This window comes from uncultured Cytophaga sp. (assembly GCF_937863595.1).
GTDB lineage: Bacteria > Bacteroidota > Bacteroidia > Cytophagales > Cytophagaceae > Cytophaga.
In genome coordinates this window covers 36907-51398 of sequence record NZ_CALMGQ010000063.1, presented here as the reverse complement: position 1 = coordinate 51398, position 14492 = coordinate 36907, and the positions used below count along the sequence as shown (strand labels likewise).

The following is a 14492-nucleotide window of genomic DNA, read 5'->3' as shown; positions in this document are numbered from 1 at the left end:
AAATATGAATATATTTATACAAGTCCGCTTGCATAAACCATAGAAATCCACGGCGGGCTGGGGCGGTTAGGAAACGAAGATAGTTACAAACCAAGGCGAAAAGGATTAAGAAATAATTTAATTTTTTCTATCCTGCCAATATGTAGGAGTTCTCTGTTCATAGGTATCATAAGGAGCTACTACTCCAAAGCCATTTTTTAAATCCTCAGGAATTGTATAATTGTAAATATAATCTGGCCATAAGAATATTGTATTTTCAATATAAATTCTTCCATCTGGTGGCGCCACAAATTGACCATCTATTAAAAAATCATACGCTGGATTCCCTGAAAGTTTTGCTGTTAAACAAAAATTAACGCCTTGTTCATTTAAAACATCAAATCCTCTTAATACTTTAAAAATATCTCCAGCCTTATCAAGATAAACAAACCAATCTTCCTCTTCCTTTTTTAATACGATACTTTTTATTCCAACCCAATGCTCTTTATAAGAAGGACCATCCGGATTTTTAATTCCATGCCATTCATCAAAATAAATTACTTTATAATTACTACCATCTAAGTCTAAGGAAATATTATACTTCAAGGATAGTCTATTATTTACGCCACTCACCTGCATATAATTCACAAATTCCTTTTTCATATACGGATATCCTATACTATTTCTCCTTTGGTATATGCTATCTTTTGAGAACAACCAATATGCTATTGCTTGTTCTGCAGTAGTGTCGCTGTGGGGTTTACTTACGTTTGAAAAAAATTGAGTTATATCGTTTGATCCTTTTTCATACATATTCAATGTTATGCTATACCCAGCCTTTTTTATTAATCTAAAAAATGACTGTTGAAAATTACTAATATCTATATCCGATTTGTTTTCGTTTAATTTATCCAATGACACTTTAGTTGTTTTACCAATCGAATCAGTATCAAAAACAATATTCGCATAATAATAATCATACGAAAGTAAAAATCTGGATCCGAAATAATCTATATTTTTTAAGATCGGTGCTGGTAACGTTTTTTGATTTCTAAAAAGATTAGCCCAATACTCAGGTTTAATTCTTAAATATGCTGAGAATATTAAAAAATCCACATTGTCGCTGACAATCCAGACATTGTTTCTTTTTACCAGTATTACTGGAAACAAGCGCATGGTATTATACACGTACACTGCATGTACCATAGATATACAATACGATTCCTTCTGATATGTAAAATAAAATTGTGAGCTTAAGTATAATTTAAACTGTTCAGCAAAGGATTTTTCTTTTCTATAATTGAATGTTGCTTGTTCGTAATTTGCAGGATACTCTTGTTTTACAGATATTTTTTTTAACCACTCAATTGAATTGCAACTAAAATAAGAGCAGAGGGTTGTATTAATATCATTCAATTGTGTTGTTTCAAATTTACTATACGGTTTGCTGGATATTAGCAGTTCATTTTTTGGTGCATAATAACGTTGAGGATATAATGGATCACTCAAATGATACAAGCCTCCTTTATTTTCAACTACTTTATTCTCCTGAATTTGTGCAACCAAATTAAAATGACAACTAAGGAATAAAAGGAAAGTGATTAATTTTATATACATAATATTATTATTATTTATTAGTAAGTACTTTTGAACCTATTGTAATTGGTGGTATAGGTGGAAGAGGAGGTAATAAACTTTGGGGAATAAACACCGAATTACTAACCAGACTAACGGTTAGCTGTAAACTAATAATCGCCTCTATCAAACATGGATTAGGATTTTGTATACAAGGTGATTGAAAATCAACAATGAGACTTATTGCAATGTTAAATTGCACAGGAGAACCATCAGGAAAAGAACGATTATATGTTCCTGTGATTCTTCCTCCTGATAAATTAATAGACGGAGCTATATCCGGTGTTTTTCGAAGATTTTTATCATAATTTATTAAAGCAGGCTCACCAGTTACTGTTAGATCTATTAATGGTAGTGTAGCACCTCCATTTAAATTTATAGTATATTTTCCGCCGTTGTTGGTATCACTCCTCACCTTCACCACAAACCCCGCCGTGGTTGCGCCTTTTCGGCCAACCACCTGCTACTCTATGATGTTACACAATCAATTTAAAGAGAAATTATTTGGAATGATCACATCACCACTTTAAATTTAAAATGTTTTTATCATATCAGCTACACATGGAAAAAATTATTCACCTGCAGTTTTCTTAACTGCGATTATTAAAGGATGGAAAGCTTTATTGAAGCCCGAGAAATATAAAATTAGTGTTATCAATAAACTCAATCAAATGTTGTTGATGATAAAATTATTCTTCATGGATATTGTCCCGATAAACATCTGTAAAAAAAAAATGCCGCTCATTTGTAATTCTTTCATATTGTCTGAACTACAATTTTTAAAGAATTAAAAGGAAATAAATAATGTCAAATTAAATCATACAAATCATTTTAATTAAAAAAATCATAACCTGTACAGCTTTTGGGCGGGAGTTCAGACAATTTTTGCAACATTACAGAGTAGCAGGTGGTTGGGTAAGAGAGTAGAGCACCAAAATAGAGTAGAAAAACCCTACACCGTTTTATTTTTTTCCTGACCATTGTACACTACCCACCGACCACTCTTTAATTTTTTTATTGTATTTTTACATCAATACGCAGCCATCTACACGTGAAAGTATCGGAATTATTGAGTTTATATGAGTACGATTCTCATATTCAGCTATTGAAACAAAAGCTTCAAGAAAGGGGTACAAATAGTCTCTTTTTAAAAGGTTTATCTGGAAGTATGGATGCCGTAGTGGCTGCTTCCCTTGCCCAAAAAAGCAACCAAACCCAAGTTTTCATCTTAAACGACAAAGACGAAGCCTATTTTTTTCAAAACGATTTACAACAGCTAATCGGACAGCCTGTTTTTGTTTTTCCGGCTTCCTACAAAAAACCCTATCACTACGAACAAGTTGAAAATGCCAACATTTTACAACGTGCTGAAACATTAAATTACATTGTCAACAATCAAGATAAAGCATCTTTCATTGTTACCTATCCGCTTGCGCTTTCTGAAAAAGTCATTAATAAACGCTCTTTAGTAGAAAATACCTTTATTGCAAAGGTTGGTGAAAAACTCAACCGAGAGTTTATGGAAGAGTTTTTACAAAGCTATTCCTTTGAACGTGCCGATTTTGCCTACGAAGCCGGTCAATATGCCATCCGTGGTGGTATCATCGATATCTTCTCCTATTCCAACGAATATCCCTATCGGATTGAATTGTTTGGAGATGAAATTGAAAGCATCCGTACCTTCAATCCAGAATCACAATTATCGATTGCAACTTATCCGACCTTATCGATTACGCCAAACGTACAAACACGTTTGTTAAAAGAAGAACGCGAAGCGCTATTTACATTTTTGCCAGACAATGCACTGATTTGGATAAAAGATTATGAATTAACGAATTCCATTATAGATGAATGCTTCTCTAAAGTAGAAGTCCAATTTGATAGCATCCTTGCTGCTAGCGGAAACAGTACATTAATCACTTCACCCGAAGCCTTATTTGAGCAATCCGATTCGTTTAAAAAAAGTCTTAAAGGGTTTACAATCTTAGAGTTCGGTTCAAGATCGCATATTGCGAAATCAGAAAAAATAGAATTCGAAGCGAAGCCACAACCTTCTTTCAATAAAGAATTTAATCTACTTCTTGACGATTTAAAATTACGCATCAATCAAGGATACAAAGTCATTATTGCTTCCGAATCGCACCAGCAAATTCAACGTTTGCATTCCATCTTAGAAGAGTTGGATCCCTATGTGCGGTTTGAAGAATTGATTTCGCCCATGCGCGAAGGATTTATTGATTTGCAACGACAGGTACTCTGCTATACCGATCACCAAATCTTCGATCGCTTTCACCGATACAAAACCAAAGAGCGCTTTTCAAAATCAAAATCCATTACACTCAAAGAGTTGCGTACCTTACAACCAGGCGACTTTGTAGCGCATACCGATTTTGGTATTGCTCGTTTCGCTGGACTAGAACGCATAGACAACAACGGGCATGCGCAAGAAGCCATTCGTTTGGTTTTCCGCGACGATGATTTGATGGTATTATCCATTCATGCCTTACATAAAATTTCGCGTTATACCGGAAAAGACGGGCAAGCGCCTGTTATGACGAAGCTTGGCTCTCCCGATTGGGAAAATAAAAAGAGCAAGGTTAAAAAACAGGTTAAAGACATTGCCAAAGAGTTGATTCAGTTGTATGCCAAACGTAAAGCGGCGCCTGGGTTTGCTTATTCCCCCGATTCATTTTTACAAGTAGAATTGGAATCTTCGTTTATGTACGAAGACACACCCGACCAAGGAAAAGCTACTGCAGACGTTAAAAAAGACATGGAAGCGCCACACCCAATGGATCGCCTAGTTTGTGGCGATGTTGGCTTTGGCAAAACAGAGATTGCGGTTCGTGCTGCCTTCAAAGCAGTAGCGGATGGCAAACAGGTTGCGATATTGGTGCCAACGACTATTTTGGCGATGCAACATTACAAAACCTTTCGCGATCGCTTGGCCAACTTACCCTGTGTGGTTGAATACATCAATCGATTTAAAACAACTGCGCAAATAAAAGAAACCTTAAAACGTGTTAAAGAAGGTAAAACAGATATTTTAATTGGTACGCATCGCGTAATCAGTAAAGATGTTGAATTTAAAAACGTTGGTCTTTTGATTATTGATGAAGAACAAAAGTTTGGCGTGAAGGTGAAAGAAAAATTACGCGAATTTAAAATCAACATTGATACGCTAACACTTACGGCAACACCGATACCTCGTACCCTACATTTTTCCTTAATGGGGGCGCGTGATTTATCGATTATAGCTACGCCACCACCAAACAGACAGCCTGTTACGACAGAGATTCATGTTTTTGATGAAGAATTGATTCGGGATGCAGTTGCATTTGAATTGAAACGCGGCGGACAAGTATTCTTTGTACACAACCGTGTGCGCGATATTGAAAGCATGGCTTTCATGATTAAAAAATTAGTACCCGATGCACGTGTTAATTTTGCACACGGACAAATGGAAGGGGATAAGCTTGAAGAGGTAATGCTGAAATTTGTTGCCGGCGAATTTGATGTATTAATTTCAACAAACATTATTGAATCAGGTTTAGATATTCCAAATGCCAATACCATCATCATCAACTCGGCACACATGTTTGGTTTGTCAGACTTGCATCAAATGCGTGGACGAGTAGGTAGAGGAAATAAAAAAGCTTTTTGTTATTTGTTAACTCCGTCTGTAAAAGCATTGAACGGCGATTCGCGCAAACGTTTGAGTGTATTAGAAGAATTTTCGGATTTGGGCGATGGCTTTAAAGTTGCCATGCGCGACTTAGATATACGTGGTGCTGGCAACATGTTGGGTGCCGAACAAAGTGGTTTCATTACCGATATTGGTTTTGATATGTACCACAAAATTTTGGATGAAGCCATTCAAGAATTAAAAGAAACAGAATTTGCCGATCTCTTTAAAGATGAGTTGGATCAACAACGCTTGAAAAACTTGGTGCAAGACTGTGTCATCGAAACCGACTTATCTATTTTGATTCCAGAAAACTACGTCAACAATATCTCGGAACGCCTTTCTTTATATTCTACCATTGACAGTATAAAGAATGAAACCGAATTGGCTGCATTTACCAATGGAATCATCGATCGCTTTGGACCATTACCTAGAGAAGTTATTGATTTAACCGAAACAATAAAGCTTCGTTGGTTGGCTCAAGAGCTGGGCTTTGAAAAACTTACGATTAAAAACGAAATCATGCGTTGTCAGTTTGTCCCTTCAGACAGAACGAGTTATTACACATCCGACGTGTTTGGATCTATTTTATCTTTCGTGCAAGCACATCCCAAGCAGTGTAAAATGAAAGAAATTAATAAAAAATTATTATTAATCATTTCAGAAATTCAAACTGTCGAACTTGCTGCACTATTTCTCAAAAAAATTCAGAATACTTCTGTTATTAAAAAGTAATCATTGCAGAAATAAAAAACTTTGCTGAACTTAGAGAAACATATTTTTAATTCAAACTAAGTTGGAAGGAGCCTTCAAAGCGCACACATTAGAAAGTTACGAGAAACGAAAGCGTCTATTAGATTACTTAATCAAAGGCGCCTCTTTAATCGCCATCTTAGCAACCATTCCTGAACTTATTTATTGGGTAACAGATACACTTATCGTTGTTTCTGTTATTTTAATCAATTTTGGCGTATGTTATTTTTTGAATAAAAAACATACAAACAGTGCGGCCAACCTCGTAATATTAACGGTTACGTCTTTAGTTTTTGTACAATGCATACAAACAGGCTTGTCTTCAATGATCTTCTGCTTTTATATGCCTTTATTGATTGGTATTCCTTTTATAATTGACAACAGAAAAATAGGATTGATTTTATTTCACATGATTTTGCCTATCCTTTTGTGCACGTATGTCATGTTTTTTCATCAATCTTCAGATGAATCCTACAGACAGTTGTCTGAAGGCTTTCAAAGCACCAATAGTAAAATTAACTTTCTATGTGCCTTAACCCAATGTGGATTTTTCGCCTGGTTCATTATTCGAGATCACACCATATCCAGTAAATTGATATTGCTATCTAAAGCAAAAATTGAATATAAAAATGCACATCTTCAGAAGACAAATTCAGAGATGGACCATCTGGTATACAGTATTAGCCATGATTTACGTGCTCCCATAGCTTCCGCACTTGGATTGATTGAAATAAGTAAACTTGAAACTGATCCAGAAAAATTAAGATATTATGAAACGTTAAAAGAAGCATGCCTTAGACGTTTAGATAATTTTATTTATGACATTTTAAATTACTTAAAAAATAACCGCTTAGAAGTCGAAGTTTCTGAAGTACACATCAAAGAAGAAATTTTAAATTGTATAGAGATGAATTCTGTTTATAACGAACAGGTATCTGTAAGCATTGATTGTGATTTTGAAGGAGAGTTTTATACCGACAAAAATAGATTGCGGATGATTTTAAACAACATCATTTCAAATGCATTCAGATACTCTAAAACCACACATGTCGATAAAACAATTCATATAAAAGTCAAAAATCAATTTCCCGTTTTAGAAATATCAATCGCAGATAATGGCGTTGGTATTAATAAAGAATATATGGATAAAATTTTTGATATGTTCTTTAAAACAGATGAAAAGACGAAGGGCAGTGGCTTAGGTTTGTACATTACAAAAGAAGCCATTAGTAAAATTGAAGGAACGATAAACGTTTGGTCTGAAAAAGGAGTGGGATCTATTTTTACATTATCAATTCCAAATCTTAAAGGACGTGTGTTTAATACCCTCTCAGAACAAGCCTAATTTTTTTTGTAGGTTTAAATTAGTTTTTTGAAGTAGGTTGTATGTTTTTTATGTTTTACTTCATAGTTTGCGCCACACAAACTATCCCTAATTGACATAAATTTTTTCATGCCTATCTTTGACCTATGAATCTAAGGAACGATTTCTATCATTGAGCCTTTTAACCAATTCATAATTATTTGAGTATTACTGGTTAGATTACCCAAAACGTATAAATGCGATGAAGCCAAGACTGCTGATTCTGATGCATCTTAAGACTCCACACAAGCAGCCTCAACAAATGTTGAATGAATAAATTTTATAGACATATCATTCTTTGAAATAAATCCTACATGATTATCTAATCCCACTACATACAGATTGTTTGGTTGCAATTCAATATATGCTAGCATAGATCCAATACTGGTAAATTTTTTTACATCACTGCATAAGGTATTCACAATAGCATGTGAATATTGTTGTGCCAGTTTATATCGATTTAAAACAAACCCTGAATGTTTTAAGGTTGTGGATACAAGATAACCACAGGCTATCTTTCCACGTTGCGGTTCATCCGTGATACCATTAAAATCCCATTCCGTTCCATACCAATATGGTAAAATATTTTCTCTCAAAACCTGATGTAAATAATGTGAGGCAGAATCCAAACACCTATTTTTTTCTACTTTGGTTGAAGCATTTAAATAATCTTGATACATCCGTATACGTTTTGTGTTAATCTGTTTCCGTAAGGTAGTATAGGAAGTTGAAAAATTCTCTGCAGATACATCTGGAATGACACTACCGACTGGAGTAGAATCTACTTTGCTAGACACATTAGTTGTTGTTGAATCTGAATGCTGTTGAATTGGCGTATTTTGCTCGTGTCCACACGAAATACACATCAAAATAAAAATGCCTGTACTGAATAAAATTTTCATATGTTGTTTTATTACATAATGTTAGAATGTAAAAAAGATACAACATCAGGCGAAATTCCAAACAGACATCAAAAAATTGCTCGTAGACTGACAGCTGATTAAAATTATCTGAACCGTTGATTAAGATGATTCAACTGATTTACAATGATGAAAATAACCGCTTCTTTTTAACTTTAAAAAATCTAGCGTAATTAGAAAGCTTCTTTTTTTGCCTGACCACTGTTTACTGACCACTGACCACTTTTTACCACACCACTTTTTTTACATATCACGAACCAACACTTTCTTCAAAATCCGCTCATTCACTTCCGTCAAATAAGCTGCATTATACGGTCCATGCCAATTCATATCCATTGTTTCACCCCGATCCCAATCATAACATGCATCATCGGTTATATAGCCAATATATCCACCATTAAAACCACTCAGTATCAACTGCGCATTATGATCGCTACAAATCTTTTCTAATGGAGGCATTAATTCACCAGAGTAATCACAGGGCATGCCCAACAAAACTGTATTGCCTATTTCTACTATTTGAATATCTGGTTGATCAGAGCCAAGTATTGTATGAAAAACCCAAGGTCGAATTCGAATATCTTTTTGAAGACGTAAATGTGGCTCTCTTAAATATAAAGGGATACGTTTATAGTACAACGTTGAGGTATAGGAATAATCAACAGGCGCTTCCATTAGTTTAGCTACTAACACTTTCGAAATTGTATCCAGTTGTTTTGTTGCACTCCCAATAAGTGGAAAGCCAGGACCATGACTACCAACTGCACCAGCTGCATAACTTACAAAAGATGCCCAACCATTTTTTTCTAACATGGAAGAAACCTCACCCGGATAATCTGCTGATATGTAGGTAATATCTGAATCCAAACAATTTGCATGTGCTGCAAAAGTAAATAAACAGGCTTCTTCTCCTTTTTTCGTTTTAAATTTTAATCCTCGAATGTAATTATCCTTCGGTGCATCAACACCTTTTAACCGATTGTGTACAGCACTTGGAGCAGCAACACGAATGTAGGATTGCTGCACAATGGCTAATTTATGAATGGAACCTTCGATGGATTTTTCAATGGCATTAAAAAGGAGGTCTACATATGCCTCAGAATATTCGCCTGCTAAAAATTTACCCGCAATCTTAGGCTCCCAGCCACCCGGGGCACTGTGTGTATGCGTAGCCGTTAAATAAATGTGTAAATGATATTTTTCTTCTAATGCTTTGCGTACTCGGTCTTTTAAGTCTGGGGGAAAAATCAATAAATCTAAACACACATAAGCTACGCGTGTTTTTTTATTATCAAATACAAATGTTCGAACAAATGTTGTATCCGCAACCCGAACTGCCTTTTCTCTTAAGCCATAGCCAGCCAAGGGATACGGAAGTATATCTGGCGTAAGTGCTACTTTAAACCAACCTGCTTGCAGCGTATCAGCTATTACTTCATCCTCTGTAACATTAAAGGAATCCAACGTTGCACTCATGGATGCATAATAAGGCATTTCTTTATAAGGTGTACGATCCACTGTTGTGAAAACAGCTAAGACAGTAACCACAGCAATTAAAATAATAATTAAAAACGCTTTTAAGATCTTTTTAATATAATTCATCTTTTGAATTTATGTATGCAAGATACATTCTACGAATTGATTCACAAAGAATCGAATATCATGCCAAATTAATACTGTAATCACTAGAAAATTTGTACTTACTATATTAATTTAGGTATTTGCAGAACATAACGCACATTTTTGATGGAATCAGTAGATATATCAATTGTTATTCCGAGCTATAACGGGAAAGAAAAAGCTATTCGACTTTTACATGCTTTAGAAAAACAAACCTATCTGAATTTTGAGGTTATTGTTGTACTAGATGGTTCAACAGATGATAGTGCAAATGAAATCCTTAAAACAGATTGGAAACAATTTTCAGTTATCATTTTAGAACAAGAAAATAAAGGTCGTGCAGGTGCTCGCAATGCGGGAGTTAAAATAGCTAAATCAAAACAAATTTTGTTTTTAGACGATGATATGATTGCAGATATAAACTGTGTAAAATATCATGTAGAAACCTTTGCATTACTACCAAATGTTATCTTAATGGGTCAGGTGATAGAGCCAAGTAGCATTTCGGATAAAGAAATTAAAAAGTATAAAAACTATTTAAATCAAACATGGTCTATCGTAATTGATCCATATAAAGCAAATTTCTTCCCACAAGAACTAACGATTTTAAGCGCTCAAAATATGTCTTTGGGCATTGAGATTTTTAACCAATTAAATGGATTTGACGAAGCATTAAGAGACATCGAAGATTATGATTTTGCACTTCGAGCAAAACGTGAAAAAATTCAAACGTATTATCTAGCAAGTGCTTTTGCTGAACATCAAGATGATTTCACATTCAAAAAATATGCAGACCGTTCTAAAGCGTATTTAAAAAATAGATTATTAGCCAAACAATTAAAACCCGAATTGTATAAAAATGATCCCATTTTGAATCACGCACATAGCATCTTTTTAGTCGGAATCTATAAACTATTAAAATACCCGTTTTGGTTGAAGATGTTCGATTCTTATACTATTTTTCAATTTATTCTGCCTAAAAAAATACGGTATAAATTTTATGGCATTGCAATAACTGCTTATATACACAATCAAGACAAATAATTACACTTTTATCCATCACTTTCGCTCATATTCTTGCATTCGAGGATTTTTTTAGAGCTTCGATTTAATTGATTGTAGGTATTTTCGTACCTTTGTGCTTCAATAAAAAATTCCACATGCTTAGTTGTTCTAATATCTCTCTTAAATACGGTAAGAGAACTCTTTTCGAAGAAGTTTCCATTCGTTTTGCTTCGGGTAACTGTTATGGTTTAATCGGTGCAAATGGTGCCGGAAAAACGACCTTCTTAAAAATTCTTTCTGGTGAAATTGATCCAACTTCTGGTAAAGTTGAAATGTCTCCAGGTGAACGTATGGCGATATTAAAACAAAATCACTACGAGTTTGATGAGTTTACGATATTGGAAACCGTAATCATGGGCCACAAGCGTTTGTACGAAATCATGAAAGAGCGTGATGAAGTGTACGCAAACCCTGATTTTTCTGAAGCAGATGGTATCAAAGCGTCTGAATTGGAAGCTGAATTTGCTGATATCAATGGCTGGAATGCAGAAGCAGAAGCTGCTGAATTGCTAAGTGGATTAGGTGTTAAAGAAGAGTTGCATGCCACACCAATGAAAGATGTGGACGGAAAAATAAAAGTACGTGTGTTGCTTGCGCAAGCTATTTTTGGTAACCCCGATGTATTGTTGTTAGATGAGCCTACCAATGACTTGGATGTTGACTCCGTATTGTGGTTAGAAAACTTCCTTGCTGATTTTAAAAATACAGTAATCGTTATATCTCACGATCGTCACTTCTTGGATACCGTATGTACACACGTTGCAGATATTGATTACGCAAAAATTAAATTATATACAGGTAACTATACGTTCTGGTACGAATCTTCTCAATTGGCTGCCAAACAAAAAGCAGATCAAAACAGAAAGGTTGAAGACAAACGTAAAGAATTGCAAGACTTCGTAGAGCGTTTCTCTGCCAATGCTTCTAAATCAAAACAAGCAACTTCTCGTAAGAAATTATTAGAGAAATTGGTGATTGATGAAATTACCGCTTCAAGTAGAAAATACCCAGGTATCCAATTCCGTTCTGAACGCGAAGCGGGAGATCAATTGCTTACAATTGAAGGCCTAAGCAAAAAAGGACCAGATGGAAACTACTTATTTAAAGATTTATCCTTTACCATCAATAAAGCAGATAAGGTTTCTATTTTAAGTAAAGATCCACTATGTATTTCAGCCTTGTTTGATGTACTAATGGGTATTGAAAAACCAGACGCAGGGGAATTCAAATGGGGTGTTACCACAACTCAATCCTACTTCCCAAAAGACAATACGGAATTCTTTTCAGACGGCGATTTAAACTTAGTTGATTGGTTGCGTCAATATTCTAAAGATAAAGACGAAAGCTTTATTCGTGGTTTCTTAGGTCGTATGTTATTTACAGGCGAAGAATCCTTGAAAAAATGTACGGTACTCTCGGGTGGAGAAAAAGTGCGTTGTATGCTTTCTAAAATGATGATGGAATCCTCTAACGTGTTAGTAATGGATGATCCAACCAACCACTTAGATCTTGAGTCCATCACAGCATTAAACAATGCGCTTATGGAATTTAAAGGTACCATGTTGTTCTACTCACACGATTACCAATTCATTAATACCGTTGCCAATCGCATCATCGAACTAGGACCAAATGGCTTCATTGATAAAACAATGACGTATGAGGAATACTTGGAAGATGATAAAGTGAAGGTTCAGAAGGTAGCGGTATATTAGTTGCTATAAGGAAGTATAGAGTACTTAGTATTGAGTACAAAGTCCGGCTTTCTCAATAAATGTTTCTTATAAGTAATTTATGCTTTTTATTAATTCTTAATTATAAAAAGAAATGTCTCGCTATTCGTTTAGCGGGACATTTCTTTTTTAAACCTATATGGTTTTTTAATTCGATCGTGTTAATTTAAAATGAACAACAAATATACCGTTCACCTAATGTATCACACAAACGAATCGTTATAGGTTTGTGTGTTATATGTCAATGTGTCCTAATTAGTCGTGCCTTAAAAAGCCACTTTTTTCAAATTCGGAAATAGATTTATTAGTGCATAGATTATTGAGTAGATACAGCGTTTCATGCTGTCTAAAGAAGATGCTATCAAACGTAGCATCTTCTTTAAATTAAAGCCCGCCGCTGCGAGCACGCAATTAACAAAATCGCCGTACACGCCTTTGAGGAAATTTCGTTGCATTCGATGATCGTATTTGAGATGTCCAATCACAGGTTCAATCGAAGCTCTCCTTCTAAATTTATTTCTTACTTTTTGTTTTTGGTATCTGGTACTGCTATCTGGCAAAGGCTTTGGAATAGTTATGATTGTTTCATTTATTTTTTTCTTACCTCTATAGCCTCTATCACAAATTGCTTCAGTAGGATTCCGTTCTGTTACATATTTTATTTGTTCTAAGGTTTGCGCTAAAGTATGTACATCACTTACATTTGTTTCAAATGAAGTTGCAGAAACAATTATACCTGTGTAGGCAGTAACACCAATAGATACTTTACATCCAAATTCATATAGCTTATGCGCTTTGCCTTTACTCATGCAATAAACATCAGGTTCATGTAACGAATAAATTTTCTTTTTATCTCCTCTCTTTTGCGCCAATATTTTATCATAAAACAAGAACCTGTCTTCGGAATGTTTTTTTATTTCTTCGGGTAGATGGTTTCTTAATTGCATGATTACTTTCTTGGCATATTTACGCAAATCTCGAACGGCTTGGCTTGCTATTGTTTTTTTTGTAGGATGTGAACTGAACCGTAATTTCAACTTGGCTTGAGCTGTTTTTCTACTAAAGCTTTGATGCAACTTAACATTACTTTTACCAGCTAGGCGCCAGCATTCTTTTAAAATACCAACAGCAAGTTTTGCATCCGTAGGGAACGTAATATCCTTTTCTTGAACAGTCGTATCTATTAATACTTGTTCTTCCTTAATGGCTTTACAATGCAAGGAAGCACTAACTTTTAAAATGTATTCTACACCTGTCTTTTGTATTCTTTTTCTAAAATGAACTAAGTCACTTGGATCACAAGGTGGGGCATGATTGAAAAATTGTTCGCCACAGAAATATTGCCAATAAGGATTCTCAACCCATCTAGGAATAAGGCTTTCGTCAGATTCATTAAACATGCTTTTTAGCATTAATAAACCAACCATTGTGCGGGTTGGGACACTCGGTCTACCTAAGTCTGAATAGTATTGCTCAAACTCTTTATCAATACTAGGCCAATCAATTCTATGTGACAAAACAACGAGTGCGTGAGTATCTAGAATTAAGGTTTTTAGCTGAATTTTGAACATGTTCAATTGAGGCTCGTGTTTATGTTTTCCTTGCATTTCCCCTACAAAATAGTGGTATTGTTAAATTACTAGGGGAAATTTAATCCTTTTTTACCGCTATACAATAGGCCAATGCTAGCTTCAAGGCCTTTTTAAGGCACGACTAATTATGTAACAGTACAATTCGTCTTG

9 protein-coding genes are annotated in these 14492 nt (G+C 34.9%); 4 read left to right on the top strand and 5 right to left on the bottom strand.

The window, feature by feature from the left end; genetic code table 11:
- Positions 1-117 precede the first annotated feature (117 nt).
- Together Q0543_RS05595 and Q0543_RS05590 are read right to left on the bottom strand one after the other, a co-directional pair.
- Positions 118-1596 carry a hypothetical protein gene (locus Q0543_RS05595; protein WP_299250233.1) on the bottom strand — a complete coding sequence of 493 codons (1479 nt, stop codon included), beginning with the start codon at positions 1594-1596 and terminating at the stop codon, positions 118-120.
- Positions 1597-1606: 10 nt separating this feature from the next.
- Complete coding sequence (locus Q0543_RS05590; protein ID WP_299250232.1) at positions 1607-2074, bottom strand: hypothetical protein; 468 nt, start codon at positions 2072-2074, stop codon at positions 1607-1609.
- Positions 2075-2665: 591 nt separating this feature from the next.
- Here Q0543_RS05590 and mfd point away from each other — a divergent pair.
- Both mfd and Q0543_RS05580 read left to right on the top strand, forming a co-directional pair.
- Entirely contained in the window at positions 2666-6034 is a 3369-nt protein-coding gene (gene mfd / locus Q0543_RS05585; RefSeq protein WP_299250230.1) for a transcription-repair coupling factor, read from the top strand.
- A gap of 61 nt (positions 6035-6095) precedes the next feature.
- Positions 6096-7397, top strand: a complete 1302-nt coding sequence (locus Q0543_RS05580) for a HAMP domain-containing sensor histidine kinase (protein WP_299250228.1) — start codon at positions 6096-6098, stop codon at positions 7395-7397.
- Between the two features lie 251 nt (positions 7398-7648).
- On the opposite strand, the gene Q0543_RS05575 is transcribed toward Q0543_RS05580, so the two are convergent.
- Positions 7649-8317, bottom strand: coding sequence for a hypothetical protein (locus tag Q0543_RS05575; protein ID WP_299250226.1), 669 nt, complete (start codon positions 8315-8317; stop codon positions 7649-7651).
- A 261-nt stretch (positions 8318-8578) separates the two neighbouring features.
- Entirely contained in the window at positions 8579-9937 is a 1359-nt protein-coding gene (locus Q0543_RS05570) for a neutral/alkaline non-lysosomal ceramidase N-terminal domain-containing protein (protein ID WP_299250224.1), read from the bottom strand.
- 144 nt (positions 9938-10081) lie between these two features.
- On the opposite strand from Q0543_RS05570, the gene Q0543_RS05565 reads away from it, so the two are divergent.
- Together Q0543_RS05565 and Q0543_RS05560 are read left to right on the top strand one after the other, a co-directional pair.
- Positions 10082-10999 carry a glycosyltransferase family 2 protein gene (locus tag Q0543_RS05565; RefSeq protein WP_299250222.1) on the top strand — a complete coding sequence of 306 codons (918 nt, stop codon included), beginning with the start codon at positions 10082-10084 and terminating at the stop codon, positions 10997-10999.
- Between the two features lie 116 nt (positions 11000-11115).
- Positions 11116-12732: an ATP-binding cassette domain-containing protein gene (locus tag Q0543_RS05560; protein WP_299250220.1), complete on the top strand. Its 1617-nt coding sequence runs from the start codon at positions 11116-11118 to the stop codon at positions 12730-12732.
- Between the two features lie 284 nt (positions 12733-13016).
- Here the strand turns inward: Q0543_RS05560 and Q0543_RS05555 are convergent, their stop codons facing one another.
- Entirely contained in the window at positions 13017-14357 is a 1341-nt protein-coding gene (locus Q0543_RS05555) for an IS5 family transposase (RefSeq protein ID WP_299250218.1), read from the bottom strand.
- Between the last annotated feature and the right edge of the window lie 135 nt (positions 14358-14492).

Bases quoted from the DNA above. Each gene is read 5' to 3' on its own strand.
- Q0543_RS05560 (WP_299250220.1), top strand. From the start codon at position 11,116: ATGCTTAGTTGTTCTAATATCTCTCTTAAATACGGTAAGAGAACTCTT.
- Q0543_RS05575 (WP_299250226.1), bottom strand. From the start codon at position 8,317: ATGAAAATTTTATTCAGTACAGGCATTTTTATTTTGATGTGTATTTCG.
- Q0543_RS05595 (WP_299250233.1), bottom strand. From the start codon at position 1,596: ATGTATATAAAATTAATCACTTTCCTTTTATTCCTTAGTTGTCATTTT.
- Q0543_RS05570 (WP_299250224.1), bottom strand. From the start codon at position 9,937: ATGAATTATATTAAAAAGATCTTAAAAGCGTTTTTAATTATTATTTTA.
- Q0543_RS05555 (WP_299250218.1), bottom strand. From the start codon at position 14,357: ATGCAAGGAAAACATAAACACGAGCCTCAATTGAACATGTTCAAAATT.
- Q0543_RS05565 (WP_299250222.1), top strand. From the start codon at position 10,082: ATGGAATCAGTAGATATATCAATTGTTATTCCGAGCTATAACGGGAAA.